The sequence below is a fragment of the Actinomadura sp. RB99 genome (assembly GCF_014706005.1).
GTDB lineage: Bacteria > Actinomycetota > Actinomycetes > Streptosporangiales > Streptosporangiaceae > Spirillospora.
Window position 1 is genome coordinate 1 of the sequence record NZ_JABMCA010000032.1, and the last position, 19,910, is coordinate 19,910.

17 protein-coding genes, 1 pseudogene and 1 riboswitch are annotated in these 19,910 nt (G+C 71.9%); of the genes and pseudogenes, 5 read left to right on the forward strand and 13 right to left on the reverse strand.

Annotated elements, in window-relative coordinates:
• Positions 1 to 458: hypothetical protein (locus tag amrb99_RS50190; protein ID WP_206700106.1), on the forward strand; the 458-nt coding region annotated here is incomplete at its 5' end.
• A 423-nt stretch (positions 459 to 881) separates the two neighbouring features.
• Here amrb99_RS50190 and amrb99_RS26085 read toward each other — a convergent pair.
• From amrb99_RS26085 to amrb99_RS26115, 7 genes and pseudogenes are all read right to left on the reverse strand, one after another.
• The gene (locus tag amrb99_RS26085; RefSeq protein WP_190860694.1) at positions 882 to 1,472 is read right to left on the reverse strand and encodes a phospholipid scramblase-related protein; all 591 of its coding nucleotides are present in this window, start codon (positions 1,470 to 1,472) and stop codon (positions 882 to 884) included.
• Between the two features lie 414 nt (positions 1,473 to 1,886).
• A complete protein-coding gene (gene groL / locus amrb99_RS26090) occupies positions 1,887 to 3,515 on the reverse strand; it encodes a chaperonin GroEL (RefSeq protein ID WP_190860696.1) in 1,629 nt (542 codons plus the stop codon).
• Between the two features lie 1,005 nt (positions 3,516 to 4,520).
• Complete coding sequence (locus tag amrb99_RS26095; RefSeq protein ID WP_190860698.1) at positions 4,521 to 5,084, reverse strand: hypothetical protein; 564 nt, start codon at positions 5,082 to 5,084, stop codon at positions 4,521 to 4,523.
• Positions 5,085 to 5,198: 114 nt separating this feature from the next.
• A pseudogene (locus tag amrb99_RS26100) lies at positions 5,199 to 5,336 on the reverse strand (cold shock domain-containing protein); the annotation flags it as partial.
• 103 nt (positions 5,337 to 5,439) lie between these two features.
• Complete coding sequence (locus amrb99_RS26105) at positions 5,440 to 5,718, reverse strand: MoaD/ThiS family protein (RefSeq protein WP_190860700.1); 279 nt, start codon at positions 5,716 to 5,718, stop codon at positions 5,440 to 5,442.
• Positions 5,719 to 5,738: 20 nt separating this feature from the next.
• Positions 5,739 to 6,983 (reverse strand): threonine synthase, encoded by a 1,245-nt coding sequence (thrC, locus tag amrb99_RS26110; RefSeq protein WP_190860702.1) that lies wholly within the window; start codon positions 6,981 to 6,983, stop codon positions 5,739 to 5,741.
• 16 nt (positions 6,984 to 6,999) lie between these two features.
• Positions 7,000 to 7,141: riboswitch (SAM riboswitch) on the reverse strand.
• A gap of 109 nt (positions 7,142 to 7,250) precedes the next feature.
• Positions 7,251 to 8,198: a cation diffusion facilitator family transporter gene (locus amrb99_RS26115; protein ID WP_190860704.1), complete on the reverse strand. Its 948-nt coding sequence runs from the start codon at positions 8,196 to 8,198 to the stop codon at positions 7,251 to 7,253.
• A gap of 133 nt (positions 8,199 to 8,331) precedes the next feature.
• Between amrb99_RS26115 and amrb99_RS26120 the strand changes: the two genes are divergently transcribed.
• A complete protein-coding gene (locus amrb99_RS26120) occupies positions 8,332 to 9,765 on the forward strand; it encodes a trehalose-6-phosphate synthase (RefSeq protein ID WP_190860706.1) in 1,434 nt (477 codons plus the stop codon).
• Positions 9,766 to 9,894: 129 nt separating this feature from the next.
• Here the strand turns inward: amrb99_RS26120 and amrb99_RS26125 are convergent, their stop codons facing one another.
• Both amrb99_RS26125 and amrb99_RS26130 read right to left on the reverse strand, forming a co-directional pair.
• The gene (locus tag amrb99_RS26125) at positions 9,895 to 10,938 is read right to left on the reverse strand and encodes a sulfotransferase (protein WP_190860708.1); all 1,044 of its coding nucleotides are present in this window, start codon (positions 10,936 to 10,938) and stop codon (positions 9,895 to 9,897) included.
• Between the two features lie 114 nt (positions 10,939 to 11,052).
• Entirely contained in the window at positions 11,053 to 11,604 is a 552-nt protein-coding gene (locus amrb99_RS26130) for an RNA polymerase sigma factor (protein WP_151545333.1), read from the reverse strand.
• An 11-nt stretch (positions 11,605 to 11,615) separates the two neighbouring features.
• Between amrb99_RS26130 and amrb99_RS26135 the strand changes: the two genes are divergently transcribed.
• Positions 11,616 to 13,838, forward strand: coding sequence for a serine/threonine-protein kinase (locus tag amrb99_RS26135; RefSeq protein ID WP_194737190.1), 2,223 nt, complete (start codon positions 11,616 to 11,618; stop codon positions 13,836 to 13,838).
• On the opposite strand, the gene amrb99_RS26140 is transcribed toward amrb99_RS26135, so the two are convergent.
• Positions 13,825 to 14,649, reverse strand: coding sequence for a helix-turn-helix domain-containing protein (locus amrb99_RS26140; protein ID WP_190860712.1), 825 nt, complete (start codon positions 14,647 to 14,649; stop codon positions 13,825 to 13,827). The two genes, amrb99_RS26135 and amrb99_RS26140, sit on opposite strands and share 14 nt — an antisense overlap.
• An 87-nt stretch (positions 14,650 to 14,736) precedes the next feature.
• Between amrb99_RS26140 and amrb99_RS26145 the strand changes: the two genes are divergently transcribed.
• Together amrb99_RS26145 and amrb99_RS26150 are read left to right on the forward strand one after the other, a co-directional pair.
• Positions 14,737 to 15,693, forward strand: coding sequence for an LLM class flavin-dependent oxidoreductase (locus amrb99_RS26145; RefSeq protein WP_194737191.1), 957 nt, complete (start codon positions 14,737 to 14,739; stop codon positions 15,691 to 15,693).
• Between the two features lie 107 nt (positions 15,694 to 15,800).
• Positions 15,801 to 16,409, forward strand: coding sequence for a PadR family transcriptional regulator (locus amrb99_RS26150; protein ID WP_190860715.1), 609 nt, complete (start codon positions 15,801 to 15,803; stop codon positions 16,407 to 16,409).
• Positions 16,410 to 16,574: 165 nt separating this feature from the next.
• Here the strand turns inward: amrb99_RS26150 and amrb99_RS26155 are convergent, their stop codons facing one another.
• From amrb99_RS26155 to amrb99_RS26165, 3 genes are all read right to left on the reverse strand, one after another.
• The gene (locus tag amrb99_RS26155) at positions 16,575 to 17,531 is read right to left on the reverse strand and encodes a hypothetical protein (protein WP_190860717.1); all 957 of its coding nucleotides are present in this window, start codon (positions 17,529 to 17,531) and stop codon (positions 16,575 to 16,577) included.
• A gap of 737 nt (positions 17,532 to 18,268) precedes the next feature.
• Positions 18,269 to 19,096, reverse strand: coding sequence for a trehalose-phosphatase (gene otsB / locus amrb99_RS26160; protein ID WP_347256866.1), 828 nt, complete (start codon positions 19,094 to 19,096; stop codon positions 18,269 to 18,271).
• A gap of 20 nt (positions 19,097 to 19,116) precedes the next feature.
• Positions 19,117 to 19,443 carry a DUF3263 domain-containing protein gene (locus amrb99_RS26165; protein WP_347256872.1) on the reverse strand — a complete coding sequence of 109 codons (327 nt, stop codon included), beginning with the start codon at positions 19,441 to 19,443 and terminating at the stop codon, positions 19,117 to 19,119.
• Positions 19,444 to 19,910 lie beyond the last annotated feature (467 nt).

Sequence of the window (19,910 nt, forward strand, 5' to 3'; positions counted from 1 at the left end):
GCACGCCGCCAGCGTTCGTCCTGAGCCAGGATCAAACTCTCCATCAAGGTCCAACGACCACCTCAGGGGGCGAACCCCGAAGCAGCCAAACCTCAGAAGAAAATCCCAGCAAACAATCCCCGAAAGGATCGTATTGCCTCAAAGAAATCCCCACCACCCCCGAAGAGATGGCACGGGGCGACCCGGCCGAACCGGCCAGATCGATAAAGGCACTGGCTTTTAACACGCTGTTGAGTTCTCAAGAAACGGACACCCACCGTGTGAGATCCGCTTTCGCGTTTCCCGCCCCGGGGCGACTGCTCTTACTTTATCAGATCCGCTCGGAGTGTCAATTTCCGGGCTTTTCCGATTGCCTTTCCAGTCCGCTTGCGCGTCCCTTCCGGGCGGTGTTGCCATTTCATCAGATCCGGCGCGATTTGCAAAATCGGCCCTTACCGATGCCATCACCGCACGGCTGACACGGCGAAGCCGCGTCGGCTGCTGAGTGGTGGTTTCCCCATCGGGCCGGCCGCCTTCCGGCGTCCCGCTCCCCTGTGGGGCGAAGTGAACAGTATGCCCACCGACCGTCGACGTCAAACCGGCTCGCGGCAACCGGCGGGGACGGTTCGGACGTCTCAGGCGCGGGCGCCCCCGACCCCACCCCTCTGACCTTGAGGTTTGTCATGGAACGCCCACGCCGAAAGGGGCATTCCAGTCGTTCCGTCCGGCAGAAAAATTCTTTGCCGACGCCCCGCGAGAAGGCCCGGCCGGGCCACGGTGTGCTGTCGGCCCGGCCGGCTCCGTCCGCTGGCGACGGTCACCTGAGCAGGCCGCGACACGTCCGCGTGCACGTCCGCGCGCACATCCGTACGAGCGGGAGCTGCGTGCGGACGCCGGTCAGGTCAGGTGATGTCCTTCGACTCGTGCAGGTTCAGGTCCATGACGATCGCCGTCATCACCGCCATCGTGCGCAGCGGCTCCCGGACCGGGTCGAAGATCTCGACGTCGTACTTGTCCGCCGTGGTCAGCAGGTGCGTGGCGAGGCCCGCCCACTTCTTGCGGACGTGCGCCACCTTCCCGCCGTCGGTGTCCATCACCTCGAAGTTGTTGCGCGGCAGGTCCACCGAGATCGTGCCGAGCCTGCCGCCCTCCGCGTCCCGCAGGACGTACCGGCGGCCGACGCGCTCGGTGATGAACGAGCCGACGAGTTCGCCCTCGGAGCCGTGGACCTCCGTCAGCTCGCGCCCCCGCCGCTTGTCCACCACGAAGAGCGGCTCGCCGCTCGGGGTGGTCAGCAGCACCACGTGGGCGTCGAGGTCGGACTTGCCGGGGAAGAGCGTCCGCAGCGTCTCCGCGCGCCCCTTCTCGCCCGTCTCGCCGGCGACGGCCAGGACCGTGCCGTCGCCGTCGAGGACCCGGTATCGCGATTTGGCGAACGGGCCCCTGCGCGGCTGTTCCACCTTGAGCACCGGGGAGCTGAACACTTCGCTCACGCGTTCTCCTGCCTCATCGGCCGCTCGCGCGGGCCGTCCGCCGAGTCCGTCGGGTGGCGCGTGCGGGACGCGCCGTCCAAGCGGCGATACTGCCAACACCGGCCCCTCAGGGGAAGCCGTCCGGGACGGTCCGCACGGGCGGGTGCCGGGACGAGGCCGCTCACCTGCACACCCGTCCTCCGTTCGGTTCCGCGCGGAAAGCATCTCCTGTCGGCCGGGAGACCGCGCCCGCTGTTGGAACGGCCGGCGGCGGCCCCCGCGTTCCCGACGTTCCCGAACCGGCCGCGTCCTTGAGACCGCCTTCGAAGACGCCGAAAGGGGCGGTTCCCGAAGGAACCGCCCCTTGGGTCACCACACGATCGTGAGGCCGCCGGTACGGTCAGCCGGTCCCGATCGTCCGGGTCATGGGCTCGATCAGAAGTCCATGCCGCCGGCGTCGGGCATGCCGCCCGCCGGGGCCGGGTTCTTCTCGGGCTTCTCGGCGATGACGGCCTCGGTGGTCAGGAACAGCGCGGCGATCGACGAGGCGTTCTGCAGCGCGGACCGGGTCACCTTGGCCGGGTCGAGGATCCCGGAGTCGAACATGTTGACGTACTCGCCGGACGCGGCGTTCAGGCCCTCACCCGGGGTCAGGTTGCGGACCTTCTCCACCACGACGCCGCCCTCGAGGCCGGCGTTCACGGCGATCTGCTTCAGCGGCTCCTCCAGAGCGCGCTTGACGATGTTGGCACCGGTGGCCTCGTCGCCCGCGAGCTCCAGCTTGTCGAACGCCTTGGTGCCGGCCTGCAGCAGCGCGACGCCACCGCCGGGGACGATGCCCTCCTCGACCGCGGCCTTCGCGTTGCGGACGGCGTCCTCGATGCGGTGCTTGCGCTCCTTGAGCTCGACCTCCGTCGCGGCGCCGGCCTTGATGACCGCGACACCGCCCGCGAGCTTGGCCAGGCGCTCCTGGAGCTTCTCGCGGTCGTAGTCGGAGTCGGTGTTGTCGATCTCGGTGCGGATCTGGTTGACCCGGCCCGCGATCTCGTTGGCGTCACCGGCGCCGTCCACGATGGTGGTCTCGTCCTTGGTGATGACGACCTTGCGGGCGCGGCCCAGCATGTCGGTCGTGGTGTTCTCCAGCTTGAGACCCACGTCCTCGCTGATGACCTGGCCGCCGGTCAGCGTGGCGATGTCGCCGAGCATGGCCTTGCGGCGGTCGCCGAAGCCCGGGGCCTTCACGGCCACGGACTTGAAGATGCCGCGGATCTTGTTGACGACCAGGGTCGCCAGGGCCTCGCCCTCGACGTCCTCCGCGATGATCAGCAGCGGCTTGCCGGACTGCATGACGCCCTCGAGGACGGGCAGCAGGTCCTTGTTGGCCGACGCCTTGCCCTGAACGATCAGGATGTACGGGTCCTCGAGGACCGCCTCCATCCGCTCGGGGTCGGTCACGAAGTAGTGCGAGATGTAGCCCTTGTCGAAGCGCATGCCCTCGGTCAGCTCGAGCTCCAGACCGAAGGTCTGGCTCTCCTCGACCGTGATGACGCCTTCCTTGCCGACCTTGTCCATCGCCTCGGCGATCATCTCGCCGATCTGCGGGTCGCCCGCGGAGATGGACGCCGTGGAGGCGATCTGCTCCTTGGTCTCCACGTCCTTGGCCAGCTTGGACAGCTCCTCGCTGACCCGCTCGACCGCGGCCTCGATGCCGCGCTTCAGCGACATCGGGTTGGCGCCGGCGGCCACGTTGCGCAGGCCCTCGCGGACCAGCGCCTGGGCCAGCACGGTCGCCGTCGTCGTGCCGTCACCGGCTACGTCGTCGGTCTTCTTCGCCACTTCCTTGACGAGCTCGGCGCCGATCTTCTCCCAGGCGTCCTCGAGCTCGATCTCCTTGGCGATCGACACACCGTCGTTGGTGATCGTGGGGGCGCCCCACTTCTTCTCCAGCACGACGTTGCGGCCCTTGGGACCGAGGGTCACCTTCACGGCGTCGGCGAGCTGGTTCATGCCGCGCTCGAGGCCGCGCCGGGCCTCCTCGTCGAACGCGATCATCTTTGCAGCCATAGGCTCCTAGTCCTCCCGGAACAAGGTGGCTTAAAGGATCGAGCCGACGCCCGCGACGGACGGCCCCGTGCCCGGCGGCTGCCATTCCGCCACCGGACTGGGGCCTCGTCGCCCCGACCCAGACTGTGAAGCTGTCACTCTCCACAGTAGAGTGCCAACCGTTTTTTAGCACTCTACCCTGCCGAGTGCAAGCGCCGCACAGCCTCGCCGCACTCGTCTTCGCCGACCTCGCCGAACTCGCCCTGACCTGCATCGGAGGGTCGCGACTCACCGCCGGACATGTGCCGACGTGCCCCGGTGCATGCGGTCGTGCGCCGGTATTCGCGGAACAGCCGCGGAACACGTGCCCGAGGGCGGGAGGCAAGGGTGGCGATCCGTTCCGCGCGTTCCGCGACCGGAGTAGGAGGAGCCACCGGCGCTGCGTCGATGCGCCGGTTCATGGTGTCCTCATCGCCGTCGATGCAGTGAGCATATGTGCTCCGCAGCATGGCGATGGAGGGCCCACCACGAGCAACCACGTCCGCCGCCGGTCGGCTACAGCGCCAGGCGCGCACGCCGCGGGTCGGACGGCCCTTCCGCCAGCGGCGCAGCGAGCTGGGCAGGCGCAAGGACGTGTTCACGAGCCCGCGGCCACACCGTCTCGCAACTGACAGACGCCGGTCGATCCCCGCGCGCCTGGGCTCCGAATCGGCGACCGGTGGTCACGGGGGCGCGCCGCCGCCGCAGGCCGTGAGCGACTTTGGTCGGGGCCCTCGCGCTGGGCTCAGTGTCACGTGCACGACATCGATCTCTCGCTCCCGAGCCCGCGCGAAGGAACGACGGCGCCCTGTCATGACTGAGCCGCACTTCTCCAGCACGCGGACCGAACCGGCGTTATCAGCCGCAACAGCGGCCGTCGCGAGACTCCCCTTCCCGTCTGTGGAGGGTAGCGAATGGGTGAGGAAAGAACAGCGGCTACGGCGGAAGGCTTAAGGTCCTACGAATGCCCTTGTGCGGAGGGCGGGCTCATTTTGGCCGGAGAGAGAGCAAGGCGTAGAAGGCGATGCCCGCCAGCGGAAGGAGGAGGACCGTGGCCCAGGAGGTGTCCGGCGCGAGCACAGGTTTCATGAGTACGCAGTACAGGAGTCCTGCCAGGAAGAAGACGCCGCGCAGGGCGAAGCGGCGTCTCGCGGATCCGATCGGGCCCACGCGCCGGCGGGCGGCGCGAATCTCCTCGGCAGCCTTTCGCGGCTGGAATGAGATCGGGAAGCCCGCGACTTGCAGCGCGGAGAGAACAGCGTGGCCTTCGGCGGTCCAGAAGATCAGTACCTGGCCGTCGCGGGCTTCGATGCCGATCCCTTTTGCGAGCGGAGATCTCACGCAGGGATAGACCGCGGCGACATCGGCCGGGGTCAGGAAGAACCGTTTGCGGACGACGGTCAGGACGAGCCCGGAATGGCTCAGCCTCAGCGAGGCAAATGGCGAAGTGGCGTTCATCCGCCCGAGCGTCATGGACGGGACGTCGGCCCCGCCGCGCCAGGTCATGGACGGAACGTCTGGCCCGCTCCGCCACGTCATCGACTGCTCCATGAAACCTCACCTGCGTCATGGATCACTGGAGCCGGGCAGTGGTCCGGGGTACCGAGAACCGGACCTTGATCGTATCTCTCGGCGCCGGGCGCGGACAGTCCCGGATCACGCGGGTCAGAGGGGGCGGACGGCGTCGGTCTGGGGGCCGCGGTCGCTGTGGGTGATCTCGAACTCGACGCGCCGGCCCTGTTCGAGGGTGCGGTAGCCGTCCATCCGGATCGCCGAATGGTGGACGAAGACGTCGCGGCCTCCGCGGCGCCGCGCCGCGGGCGGGGTCGACCCGGCATGATCGGAGTCGACCCCGCCCGGCGGCCGCGACGGCGCTCGGGGACGGCGGCCGGATGGCCGGTGGCGGTCAGCCGCCCGCGACCGCGGGGATGATCGAGATCTGGCTGCCCGCGGGGGTCGCGGTGTCGAGGCCGTCGGCGAACCGGACGTCCTCGTCGCCGACGTAGACGTTGACGAACCGGCGGATCTTGCCGGCGTCGTCCAGGATGCGGGCCGCGATGCCGGTGTAGCTGGCCTCCAGGTCGGCGACCACGGCGCGCAGGGTCGCGCCCTCCGCCTTCACTTCCGCCTCGCCGCCGGTGTAGGTCCGCAGGATCGTCGGGATGCGGACGGACACGCTGCTCATGTGCTGGCTCCTTCTCGTTCTCAGGCGAGGCCGGCGGCGCGGAACGCCTCCAGCGTCGGGGCGATGTTGGCGCTGGGCTTGGCGACGGGCGCGACGGCGTCCAACGTCTTGAGCCCGTCCCCGGAGTTGATGATCACGGTCTCGGCGGCCGGGTCGAGGGTGCCGGCGTCGACGAGCTTGCGCAGGCAGCCGACGGTGACGCCGCCGGCGGTCTCGCCGAAGATGCCCTCGGTGCGGGCGAGCAGCCGGATGCCCTCGACGACCTGCTCGTCGGTGACGTCCTCGACGGCGCCGCCGGTGCGGCGCGCCACGTCCAGCACGTAGGGGCCGTCGGCGGGGTTGCCGATGGCCAGCGACTTGGCGATGGTGTCGGGCTTGACCGGGCGGACGACGTCGTGGCCCGCCTTGAACGCGGCGGACACCGGGTCGCAGCCGGCGGCCTGGGCGCCGAACACGCGGTACGGCTTGTCCTCGACCAGGCCCAGCTTGATCAGCTCCTGGAACGCCTTGTCGATCTTGGTGAGCTGGGAGCCGGACGCGACCGGCACCACGATCTGGTCGGGCAGCCGCCAGCCGAGCTGCTCGGCGATCTCGTAGCCGAGCGTCTTGGAGCCCTCGGCGTAGTACGGGCGGACGTTGACGTTGACGAACGCCCAGTCGTCCTGCTCCCCGGCGATCTCGGACGCGAGCCGGTTCACGTCGTCGTAGTTGCCGTCGACGGTGACGAACGTCCCGCCGTACACGGCCGTCGTAATGATCTTCTGGGACTCGAGGTTCGACGGGACGAACACGGCGCTGCGGATCCCGGCGCGGGCCGCGGCGGCGGCGACCGCGTTGGCGAGGTTGCCGGTGGACGGGCACGCCAGCACCTTGAAGCCGAGCTCGCGGGCGGCGGCGAGCGCCACCGCGACGACGCGGTCCTTGAAGGAGTGGGTCGGGTTGCCGCTGTCGTCCTTCACCCACAGGCGCTGCAGGCCGATGCTCTCGGCGAGGTTGTCGGCGCGGACGAGCCGGGTCAGGCCGGGCTCGGTGTTCGGGGTGTCGGCGACGGTCGACGGGACGGGCAGCAGCCCGCGGTAGCGCCAGATGTTGCGCGGGCCGGACTCGATGTCGGCCCGGGTGATCCCGCCGAAGTCGTAGGCGATCTCCAGCGGGCCGAAACACTCCTCGCACGCGTAGAAGGGGCCGAGATCGCGCTTCGAGCCGCATTCGCGGCAGACGAGGGCGGTAGCGGGTCCGAGGTCAGTGGCAGGCGTGAGTGCCATGAGGGCGAGGCCTTTCTCCCCATCTTCCCTGCGCCACCTTGGTCGCAGGCCGGAGTTGGCACCATCTCCCGGCCGGCCTCGCAGGATCGCGAGTGCGCCTCAGCCGGGTGGTTGCCGGGGCTTCACAGGGCCGGTCCCTCCACCCCTCTGGATGAGCGGTATTCAGTTATCGAGCGCTTTGAGCTCGTATGCGAACTTTACATGACGTGACCGGAGGGCGGACAGGTGGGTCCGCCCAGTGAGACGTTACCCCGGGGGTGGTCTTGATCACGCGGGCTCGTCGGCGACGGGCCGGGCGGGCGCGCGCTGGGTGGGGTCGAGGAAGACGTGCCGGACGATCGGGACGCGCTCCTTCAGCCGGCGGTCGATCTCGCCGGCGACGTCCTCGGCCTGGTCGGCGCTGATGGCGTCGGAGAAGTTGACCCGGGCGGCGACGAGCAGCTCGTCCGGGCCGAAGTGCATGGTGAGCAGCTCGTCGACGCCGGTGACGCCGGGCGCCGCGGCGATCTCGGCGCGGATCTCGCGCTGCGCGGCGGGGTCGGCGGCCTGGCCGATGATCAGGCCCATGCTGTCGCGGCCGAGCACGAACGCGACGGCGACGAGCAGCAGGCCGATCAGGACGGACGCGAGGCCGTCCCAGAACTCCGAGCCGGTGAGCTGCCGCAGGACGAGCCCGGCGGCGGCGAACGCGAGGCCGATCATGGCGGCGGTGTCCTCGAACAGCGCGGCCTTGAAGGTGACGTCGGGCGACCGGCGGACGTGGTCGACGATGTCGCGGCCGTTCTCGCGGGTCTCGCGGCGCGCCTGCGTGAACGCGCGGACCCAGGACGTCCCCTCCAGCACCGCGCCGAGGGCGAGGACGCCGTAGGCGAGCCACACGTCGCCTTCGGAGCCGCCGTGGCCGCTCATCGTGAGGACGCCCTCGAAGATGGAGAAGCCGCCGCCGGCGACGAAGATGCCGAACGCGGCGAGCAGCGACCAGAAGTAGCGCTCGTTGCCGTAGCCGAACGGGTGGCGGCGGTCGGGTGGGCGGGCGCTGCGCCGCAGCGAGGTGAACAGGAACCCCTGGTTGAGGGTGTCGGCTACGGAGTGCGCGCCTTCGGCGAGCATCGCGCTCGATCCGGCGAGCATCCCGGCGATCAGCTTGGCGATGGCGAGGATGAGGTTCGCCGCCCCTGCGACGAGGACGGTCTTGGTCGTCTCGGCCCGACTCATTCCGTCCGGGTACCCGGGGCAAATCCCCCTAACCGCAGTGCTTTCGGTACAGATGCCTGCCTGTCGAACGGCCCCGAAGTGTTCCCCCCGGGCCACTTTGAAGCACCCCCGTCACAACTGAGACCCTTCCCGTATGAGCCAAGTGGTGGTGGCGTCGAACCGCGGGCCCGTGTCGTTCTCGCTGTCCGACGACGGCGCGCTGGAGATGCGGCGGGGAGGCGGCGGGCTCGTGTCCGGCCTCGCCGGCGTCGCGTCCGGGCAGGACGTGCTGTGGGTGTGCGCGAGCCTCGGTGAGGCGGACCGGACGGCGGCGCGGCGCGCTCCGGACGGGCGGATCGACCTCGCGGGGCACGACACGGGCGGCGCGGCCGTCCGGATGCTCGACATCCCGGCGGCGACGTTCCACCGGGCGTACAACGCGGTCGCGAACTCGACGCTGTGGTTCGTCCACCACCTGCTGTACGACACCCCGCGCAGCCCGCACTTCGATGCGCGCGCGCGGCGCGACTGGCAGTCCTACGAGGCGTACAACGCGGCGTTCGCCGACGCGCTGGCGCGGGACGCGGCGCCGGGCGCGAAGGCGGCGATCCAGGACTACCACCTGTCGCTGGCGCCGCGGATGCTGCGGGACCGGCGTCCCGACCTGAGGATCGTGCATTTCTCGCACACGCCGTGGGCTCCGCCGGAGTACTTCCGGCTGCTGCCGGACGACATCGGCGCGCAGGTCCTCCAGGGCATCCTCGGCGCGGACCACGCCGGGTTCCTCACCGAGCGCTGGGCCTCGGCGTTCCTCGACTGCTGCGAGGTGGTGCTCGGCGCGCGCGTCGACCGCGCCGCCCGCACCGTCACCTGCGCGGGGCACACGACGCGCGTGGGCGTCCACGGTCTCGGCGTGGACGGAGCGGCGCTGCGGGAGCGGGCGGCCCAGCAGGACGTGGCGGAGCGGGCGCGCGCGCTGCGCGAGCAGGTGGGCGACCGGCAGCTCATCGTCCGGGTCGACCGGACCGAGCTGTCGAAGAACATCGTGCGGGGGCTGGCCGCGTACCGGGAGATGCTCACCAACCATCCGGAGTGGCGCGGGCGCGTGGTGCACCTCGCGTTCGCCTACCCGTCGCGTTACGACCTGCCCGAGTACCGGGAGTACACGGCGGCCGTGCAGCGGATGGCGAAGCAGATCACCGAGGAGTTCGGCACCGCGACGTGGGAGCCGCTGATCCTTCAGGTCAACGACGACTACCCGAGGTCGCTCGCCGCGTACGGGCTCGCGGACGTGCTGCTGGTGAACCCGATCCGGGACGGGATGAACCTCGTCGCGAAGGAGGGGCCCATCCTGTCCGAGCGGGGCTGCGCGCTGGTGCTGTCGCGCGAGGCGGGCGCCGCGGCGGAGCTGTCGGAGGACGCGCTCGTGGTGAACCCGTTCGACGTGTCCCAGACCGCGGAGGCGCTGCACCAGGGCTTGCTGATGCCCCGCGACCAGCGGGCCGAGCGCTGCGCCCGGCTCGTGTCCGCGGCGACCGCGCTCCCGCCCCAGCGCTGGTTCGCCGACCAGCTCGCGGCCCTCGACTGACCCGTTCGCGGCCCTCGAACGACCGTCGCGGCCTTCGGCTGACCGTTCGTGGCCTTGGGCTGAACGGCGTCCGCGGCGGAACGCGCGTCCGCGCCCGGCGGAGAACTTGAGGGACGCCCTTCGAGGACGCTAGTTCGGGAGCTTCTCCTGCGGTGCCTCCACCGGGAGCTCGACGGGGGCCAGGCGGCAGTCGACGGGGCTCGGTTCGTGGCGGCGCTGCCAGCGTTCGCGGAGTTCGGCCTTGCTGTGCGCCATGCGGCGGTGGGCCGCCGTGCGCGCGAAGCGGGCGAGCCGGGCGGCGGGCGGCTTGGGCAGGCCGCTGGGCTCGTAGCCGTACTCGGCGAGCCGCTCGCCGAACGCGGCCTCGGCGAGGCTGATCTCCCAGGCGTCCAGCCGCTGCGCCCACGATCCGACCCGGGTGCAGGTGACCGCGTCGCGGGTGAGGTCGTGCCACGTCTTCTGTGGCGGGACGATGCGCTGCGCGAGGGACTGCGGGGCCGTCATCGCCGGGTGGTAGTCCTCGCCGAGGAACTCGCACAGCCGGGGCAGTTCGTCGGCGGGGTCGGCGACGAGCCGCTCGTACTGCAGCTCGTAGAAGGCGTCCGGGCCGAGGCGTGCGGCGAGCCGCCGGCCGGTGTCGATCGCCTCCCGCCAGACGGAGACGGCGTGGTTGAGGTCCTGGTCGTACCAGGGCATCTCCTTGAGGGACGCGACGCAGTCCCGGCCGTCGCGGACCAGGTGGACGAACTGGGCGTCCGGGAACATCCGCAGCAGCGCGCCGGCGTGCCGGATGTAGCTCGGGCGCTTGTCGCCCCAGCGGACCTTGCCGTGCAGCCGCGCGTAGGCGCGGAAGACGACGGCGAGGGCGGACCCGAGGGTCGGCGGCGCCGCGACGATCTCCTCGGTGATCGCGCGGGGGTCCAGGCCGAGATCGCGGAACCGGGTGGCCGGCCGGGTGGTCAGCCAGTCGGCGAGCGCGCGCCTGTTCCTGCTGTCCGCGAGGTCACCGAACTGTGCCCGCGCCGCATAGGCGGGGAGCACGAACCGCGTCTCGATCGGGAGCGCGATGCGGGGATGCGAGTGCAGCATGAGCCGCAGCAGCGTCGTCCCGGAACGCGGGCAGCCGATCACGAAGATCGGGCGTTCGGACGGGGTCGCGAGGCCGGATGACATGCACCGCATGGTGGCGGAGCACGGCCCGCGGGACCCGGCGACTGAACGCACGGTTGCCGCCCGATTACCGATGCTTGACGGCCCCGACCTGCGGAAGCGGAAGCGACCGGGCGGTCAGGTGTAGGACTCGCCGAGCGTCTGCCGGACCTGCTTGCGGGCCTCGTGGATGCGCGACTTCACCGTGCCGAGCGGCAGCTTCAGCTGCTCGGCGATCTCCGCGTACTCCAGCTGCGACACGTCGCGGAGCACGAGCGCCTGGATGAGGTCCGGCTTGCGGGCCTCCAGGTCCTCCATGGCGTCGAGGATGTCGACGCGGGAGCCGGCGATGACGCTGGTGCGGCGCGGGTCGGGGCGCTGCTGCGGCAGCTCGCCGGCCTGCTCGACCGACCGGCGCTTCAGCGAGCGGTAGGTGGAGCGGGCCGAGTTCGCGACCACGACGTGCAGCCAGGTGCTGAACCTGGACCGCCCCTCGAACCGGTGGATGTTCCGCGCGACCTGCAGCAACGCGTCCTGGCACGCCTCCTCGGCGTCCTGCCGGCAGGGCAGGAACCGGGCGGCGTGCCGCAGCACGTCCGGTTCTATCTTGCGCAGCAGCTCGTTGAGGGCAGCCTGGTCACCCTGGGCGGCCTTCACTGCCAGCTCTTCGGTCCGCTCATCGAATGCCATGCCGTGCCTCAATGCTCGTTCGCACACTCACCCCGTTTGTTGGGCATGATACGGGAGTGTCCTTCCCACCTACTGTCGGCCGTTACCGAATCGATCGCGTCCTGGGATCCGGGGCGTTCGCCTCTGTGTGGCTGGGGCATGACGACGCGCTGGCTTCACAAGTCGCCATAAAAGTCCTGTCCGGGAGCCTCCTGGACGACCTCGACGTGCGCAATCGCTTCCTCGAGGAGGCGCGCATCCTGCGCCGCGCCGACTCCGAGCGGCTCGTGCGGGTGCACGACATCGGAGAGCTGCCGGACGGGCGGCCGTACTTCGTGATGTCGTACGCCGACCGCGGAACGCTCGCCGACCGGATGCGCGAACGGCCACTTCCGGTCAGCGACGCGGTCGCGATGGCCGAGGAGATCGCCTACGGCGTCGAGGTGATCAACACGCTGGGCGTGATCCACCGCGACCTGAAGCCGTCGAACGTGCTCTTCCAGTCGACGCCGGACGGCGGCGAGAAGCTGCTGATCGCCGACCTCGGGCTGGCGAAGGCGCTGGCGCACGCGTCGGGCGCGTTCACGCTGCCGGTCGGCACCCCCGGGTACATGTCGCCGGAGCAGGCGCGGTTCGGCGGCGGCCTGGACGTGCGGGCCGACGTGTACGGGCTCGGCGCGCTGACGTACCACATGCTGACCGGGCGGGCCCCGGGCCCGGCGCCGGTGAAGTCGCCGCCGAGCGAGCTGCGCGAGGGGCTGTCGCCGGCGTTCGACCAGGTCGTGCTGCGGGCGCTGGAGGTGGAGCGGGAGAAGCGGTGGCCGACGGCGGAGGCGTTCGCCGAGGCGCTGTCGACGCTGCGGCCGACGACCGCGCCGAGCACCGGCGCTCCCGGTTCGTCCGCCGCGGGCGGCGGTCCGGCGGGCGGTCCGGCGGCGTCGTACGCGCCGCCCGCGCCGCGCATCGAGCCGGACGCGACGATCCAGGACTTCTACCACGACGGGGCGCGGCAGGCGCGCACGCCGGAGCCGGTCCAGCAGCCCGGGCCCGGCCAGACCGTGGCCGCCGGCCAGGAGCCGTCGCCGCAGCAGAACGCGCCGCAGGAGCTGCGCACGCGGCTCGACCAGCCGCAGGACGACGACCGCACGTCGGAGATGCACCTGCCGGCGGGCGCGGGACCGGTGCAGGGCGCCGGCGACCAGACGATCATGGACGAGCCGGCCGGGCGCGGCGGCCCCCATGGCGGTCCCGAGCCGGTGACCGCTCCCGACGACGACCGGACGAGGTCGTTCGGGCCGGCCCCCTCCCCCTACCCGTCGGCGCAGCCGCCGGGTCCGGCGGGGCCGCAGGGCGGCGATGACAAGACGGCCGTCTTCCCGACGCAGGGACCGCCCCAGGGCTCCCCGCAGGGACCGCCCCAAGGACCGTCTCAGGGCGCGCCGATGGGTCCGCCGCCGGGGCCAGGCGGACCTGGCGGGCAGTTCGGCCCGCCGCCCACCGGCTTCCAGCCGCCTCCCGGCCCGGGCGGGCAGGGGCAGAAGCAGGACAAGGCCGGCGGCCTGCTCGGCAAGCTCAAGGGCGCCGGCGGTGGCGCGGGCCGTCCGGGCGGCCCGGGCGGGACCGGAGGCGGCGGTGGCTCGCCCCGCAAGTTCGTCACGCCGCTGATCATCACCGCGGCGGTGCTGGCGCTCGCGCTGGTCGTCGGGCTGACCCTCGGCATGCTCTCCGGCGGCGGAGGCGGCGGGAAGAAGGACGGGGACAAGACGCCGAAGGTCCCGAAGGACTTCGCCGCGGTCGCGGACGCGTCCGGCAAGATCAAGACGGCGGTGCCGAAGACCTGGCCGCGGCAGCAGGAGCAGACGTGGGTGCCGTCGACCGTGCACCTGACCGACGCCGGGCCGCGCCCGGTGCTGCGCGCGACGCCGAACCTGCAGCAGTTCCTCGGGAACGGCGCGGGGCCGGGCGTCTTCATCGGCCTGACCACCGACGTGCGGGCGGGCCAGCTGCCGCCGCCGACCGCGTCCGTGCACCCGCAGTGCACCAAGGGCGCACCGGAGAACTACACCAGCCCGGACGGGGCGCTGACCGGGACCATCACGCGGTTCACCGCCTGCAAGAGCGGGACGCCGTCGGTGACCGAGGTCGGCCTCAAGGACAAGGCGGGCAAGTTCGGGCTGTGGATCCGGGTCAAGGAGACCGACAACCGCAACGCGACGAAGGACATCCTCGACAACCTGAAGGTCACCGGCCCCTGACCCCGGCGGTCGCATCAGCGCCGGGCGGGTCGGTGACGGGCGGACGGGCGGCGGCGCGCTTCGCCAGGAGCGCGGCGGTCGCCTCGTCCACCGGCAGGAACGCCTCCAGCCGCAGCTCGGCGACGGTGACGTCGGTGGCGGTCGCGAACGTCGTCATCGTCGTCATGAGCCGCATCTCGCCGTCCGCGGTCCGCAGCTGCAGCGGGACGGCGAAGCCGAGCACGCCGGGCGGGTCGGTGCGCGGGCCGACGTAGCCGCTCAGTTCGGCGTGGAGGGCGGCGAGGCGCTCGTCGGGGTCGCGGTCGAGGGAGTTGCGCAGGCCGTCCAGGACGTGCCGCGCCCAGTCCGCGAAGTTGGCGACGCGCGGGGCGAGGCCGTCCGGGTGCAGGGCGATCCGGTATGCGTTGACCGGCGGTTCGAGCAGCTCGGGCGCCATGCCCTCGGTGAGGACGCCGAACGCGTCGTTCGCCGTGACCAGGTCGCCGTGCCGGTCGACCACGAGCGCCGGGTACGGCATGTGCGCGGCGAGGACGTGCTCGATCGCGGTTCGGACGGCGGCGAGCGCGGGGTCGTCGAGGGACGTCCGCGGGTAGACGGGCGCATAGCCGGCGGACGTGAGCAGGTCGTTGCGCTCGCGCAACGGGAGTTCGAGCGATTCCGCGAGCCGGACGACCATGGCCCGTCCCGGTTCGGAGCGGCCGCTCTCCAGAAAGCTGACGTGCCGCTGCGTCGTCCCGGCGCGGATGGCGAGTTCGAGCTGGCTGAGACGGCGGTGGCGGCGGCGCTCGCGTAGCGCCTGAGGGAAGCTCACAGGAGCAGTTGTAGCCGCAGCATCGCCGTCTCTGCCATTCCCTGCGGGGAATTGCCGCTGCTCGCAGGGCTTCGCAGGATGCGACCCATGAACAACGACGACATCCGTATCGGCGTCCTCATCCCCATAGGCAAGGCCCAGTGGGACGGGGCGGACCCGCGCGACCTCATCGGTTTCGCCGCGCGCGCGGAACGCCTCGGGTTCGACTCCCTATGGGTCAACGACGGCATCACCGAGTCGCGCATCGAGGCGCTGACGATGCTGGCCGCCGCCGCGTCCGTGACCGAGCGCGTCACGCTCGGGACGGCGGCGCTGATGCCCGTCCTCCGCCGCCCCGTGCAGGCGGCCCAGACGCTCGCGTCGATCGACCTGCTTTCACAAGGCCGCCTTACGCTGACGGTCGGTGCCGGTTTCCCGGGCCGGTTCGGCAAGCCGATGTACGCCGCGTCCGAGGTCTCCTGGGAGAAGCGCTTCGCACGGTTGGACGAGACCGTCGCGCTATGGCGACAGCTATGGCACGAGCCGGAGAACAAGGCGTTCCACGGCGAGCTGCTCCACTTCGAGGATCTGCCCACCATGACGGCGCCGTTCCGCGAGGACGGTCCGCCGATCTGGTTGGCCGGCATAACGCCGACGGCTCTGTCCCGTACCGGGCGCATGTACGACGGGTGGCTCCCCTATCCGCCCGACCCAGCCGACTACAAGGCGGCTCTAGCGGACCTCCAGCGCGCCGCAGAGGCGCATGGGCGCGCGCACGATGCCGTCACGCCGGCTCTCTTCGCGTCCGTCCTGATCGAGGACGACCCCGCCGCGAGGCGCCGGACGCTGGAGCGGTTCGCGGTCTCGAACTACGGGCTGCCGCTGGACGAGGTCCGGAAGATCCAGGCCGTGGCCGCGGGCGGCGCCGACGAGGTCGTGGCGCGGCTGACGGAGTACACGGCGGGGGGCGCCCGGCATCTCGTGCTGCGGCTCGGCACGACGGGTCTCAAGGAGATCAACGAGCAGCTCGACAGGGTCGCCGACCTCCTGCCCCGCCTGCGCTGAGGGCCGCCGCCGAGGTCGGGTGTTGCATCGCGAGCGATTCCGATATATCGTTAATGCATCGCAACCGGTCACGACCGAGTGATCGGACGACACGAAGGAGTACCGCGATGCATGGACACACGATGAGAAGGCGCGGCCCCGGCGGACCCGGACCCGAAGGGCGCGCGCGGCGCGGCGATCCGTTCGGCCCGTGGGGTCCCGGCGGCCCGGGATTCGGTCCGGGCGGACCCGGCTTCGGCCCCGGCCACCACGGACGCGGCCGCGGCCGGCGCACCCGCCGCGGGAACGTGCGGGCCGCCCTGCTCGCCCTGCTCGACGAGCGGGCGATGCACGGCTACGAGATGATCCAGGAACTCGACGAGCGCACCGGCGGCGTCTGGCGGCCGAGCCCCGGCTCGGTCTACCCGACCCTGCAGATGCTGGAGGACGAGGGCCTGGTCACCAGCCGGGAGGAGGGCGGCAAGCGGCTGTTCTCCCTCACCGACACCGGCCGCGAGCAGGCGGCGGCGCAGACCACCGCCCCGTGGGACGAGGTCACCGAGGCCGCGGGCGCGAACGCCGTGCGCGAGCGCGAGGCGTTCGGCCAGCTCCTCGGCGCCATGAAACAGGTCATGGCAGTCGGCAGCGATGCCCAGAAGGCGCGCGCGCTGGACGTCATCAACGACGCCCGCCGCCGCATCTACGGGATCCTCGCTGATGACCCCGAGGCCGAGTAACCACCCGCGCGGGTCCGCGCCCGAGGGTGCTCTGAGCAGCCCGCGGCCGCGCGCCCCCAGGCAGGCCATCGGCCGACGACGCCGTGGCCGTCCGGATAGCCCGGACGGTCACGGCGTACGCGTGTCCGCCCGCACTGCCGTTCGCGGCCCCCTCGTCGCGCCCGCCTACTTGCCGCCGCTGGGGAACGGCACCTGCTTGGCGAGCTGGTCGGCCATGTACAGCTGCTTCCACACGTACAGGCCCATGTCCGACCGCGTCAGCCGCCGCGCGACCGGCACATCCACCATCGCGCGGACCAGGTAGGACGCGCCCGGCGACATGTACTTGTCGCCGCCGTCGCCTGGAATGAGGTCGCCGCCCGCGAGCCGCCGCACGACCTGGCTCTGCGTCGGCGGCGTGCACATGTCCTCCGGGACGCCGGCCTGCGGCATGCACCGCCCCTGCGCCGCCTTCGTGACGAGGGCGCGCTTGAGGAAGACGTCGCCCGGGAAGTCCAGCAGGACCTTGTGGCCGGTCGGGTTCGTCAGCACGTACTCGATGTAGGCGAACGACGTCCCGGACGGCGGCGACGACTGGAAGGTGGTCACCACGCCGTCGTCGCTGACACCGCCGCCGACCGCCGCGAGCCGGTACTTCGACCCGTCGGCCGTGCCGACCTCGATGGGCGTCCCGGTGTGCGGCATCCGCGCCTTGCCGCCGGTCGGCCGCTGCTCGGCCGTGGCGGGCGCCGGTCCCTCACCGCCGCCGTCCTTGTCGTCGCCGGAGCGCGGCATCAGCACGAGCCCCGCCGCGACCAGCCCCGCCAGCACGAGCACGCCGCCCGCGATGAGGCCGCCGCGGCGTCCGCCGCGCCTGCGGTTCCGCTCCTGCCGGTCGAGGGCCCGCGACCCGAGCCGCACCTGGACGCCGCTGGTCTCCCGGGTGCCCATCGGGCCGGCGCCGGACGCGTCCTCGGCCGGCTCGCCGCGCCGCGAGACGTCGCGCGCCGCGAAGTCGTCCTGCGCCGCCGGAACACCGGACCAGGCCATGTCGCCCTGCGCGACGGGCTGCCGCACGGGCCGCTGCGGCCCGGTCTGCGAGCCGGGCACGGCGGCCTGGGGACCGGTCTGCGCGCGAGGCACGGCGGCCTGCGGACCCGTCTGGGAGCGAGGGACGGCGGCTTGCGGGCCTGTGTGCGCGCGAGGCACCGACGCTTGAGGACCGGTCTGCGCGCTGGGCGCCGCGGGCTGCGGGCCGGTCTGGCGGCGGGGCACCGCGGGCTGCGGCCCCGTCTGCGAGCCGGGAACCGCGGCTTGGGGACCGGTCTGCGCACGAGGCACGGCGGCCTGCGGACCCGTCTGCGCACGAGGCACAGCGGCTTGAGGTCCGGTCTGCGTGCGAGGCGCAATGGGCTGCGGACCTGTCTGCGCGCCGGACACGGCGGCTTGCGGCGGCGTTCCGCCACCCGGCGCATGGGCGGCGGACGCGTGACCGCCCGGCGCCCGGGCGGAGCCCGCGTAGGGCAGCCCGGGGGGCGGGGCGTGCACGATCGGCCGCACCGGAGCACCGGGCGGGACGGGCGCGCCGCCGCCCCCGGCCGGAGCCGCCGCCGGATGGACCGGCGTGCCCTGGACAGGGGTCGCCGACGGTGAGGGGAAACCGCGCGGGGGCGTGTGCCGGATGTCGCCCGGACGGCGCGGGATTCCCGGATCCGTGTCCACCGTCCCAACCTCCCGTGTCACTCGCGTGGCCGCCCGATGACCACACATACCGCAATCCACCATATTTTGGCGCAATTGGACGTCTGGTCTACGGGTGCCACAAGAGTCACGCGAGATGCGACAAATCTGGTTACCGCACTTGTCACTCCGACGTGGAATCAGCGGTCGAGCAGCGTCCCGAGCAGCTCGACGATCCCCGCGGGACCGTCGACGACCAGGTCGGCGCGCTCGGCGAGCTCGGTGACCTCGTTGGAACCGCTGCACACCGTCACGCCCGGCACGCCCTCGGCGCGCAGCGCGTCCACCGCGTCGAACGCCGCCAGATCGCCGAGATCGTCACCGGCGAACAGCACCGCGGACGGAGGGGCGCCCCGCTTCTCCGCGAACGCGTCGGCCAGCGAGCGCAGCGCGCGGCCCTTGTCCACACCCGGTGGACGCAGCTCCAGCACGTACCGGCCGGGCTCGACGGCGAGCCCGGTGCGCTCGGCGAGCGCCGCGATGATGCTGCGCAGCCGGTCGAGCGCGACCTGCGGCTCGGCGCAGCGCCGCGTGTGCACGACGAGCGCGTGCGCCTTGTCCTCGACGAACGTCCCGGGCGGGGCGCCCGCCGCCTCCAGCACGCCGGGCAGCTTCGCGCGCGCCTCGGCGATCCCGGGCGGCGGGTCCGGCTCGGTGAGCACGCCGGACTCCCAGCGTTCCAGCCCGTACTGGCCGAGCACCACCAGGCCGTCGACGCCCTCGAAGCCGCCGTACTCCACGGCCACGCGCGCGGGCCTGCCGGTGATGATCGCGAGGGCGCCCACCCGCGGGGCGAGCCGGGCCAGCGCCGGCGCGGCCCCGGGGTGGGCCCGGGCCGCGGCGGGGTCGTCCACGATCGGCGCGAGGGTACCGTCGAAGTCGAAGCCGAGCACGGCCCGGGAAGGGTCGGTACGGATCGCGTCCAGGCCGTCGGCGCCGACGGCCGTCACAGAGCGGGGAGAGTTCACGCCGACCTATGGTGGTCGACTCAGGGCCGGATGCCGAGCCGCCGCGCGGCGCGCTGCCGCTGCCGCTGCGACCGCAGCCGGCGCAGCCGCTTGACCAGCATCGGGTCGCACTCCAGCGCCTCGGGCCGGTCGATGAGGATGTTCAGGAGCTGGTAGTACCGCGTCGCCGACATGTCGAAGTGCTCGCGGATGGCCTGCTCCTTGGCTCCGGCGTGCTTCCACCACTGCCGCTCGAAGGACAGGATCCGGCGGTCGCGCTCGGAGAGGAGGTCGGCCGGGAAGGCGGCGGCGTCCTCGACGCCGTCCTCGCCGGGGAGGGATGGGTCGGTGGATGGGTCGTCGGTCACGCGTTTCAGGGCTGAGCCGTCGTCCGTGCCGCCGTCCTGGGGAGGGACGTCGCCGGGGACGTCGCCGGGGGCGTTCGCCGCTCGCATCAGGTCCCCTCTGTGGTTACTGATCCCGGGTCGTCCGGGTTCGGCCGGTGCCATGCTACGCGTCCGGGCCGACATCGTCCGGCGGTTCCGGCGGAACGCGGGCCGGTCGTTCAGTGCACCACATCCCCGTTCACCTGCGGCTCTCCATTGTCCCGTGTCCCATCGCCAACGGCGGGCACATCGGCCGCCGCAGTCCCGGAATCGACCCGAACGAGCCGGATAAAGAACGCATAAAGAACATATGCACCGTACAGCCGTTAGAGTTAGAGACGCACCGCCGGCTGTCCCGCGGTGGCCGGAATCTGAACGGGAGACCCTTGCATGGCGACGGACACGCCCCGCCACGAGACCGCAGGCTGGACCACGGTCCGAGGCGCCCG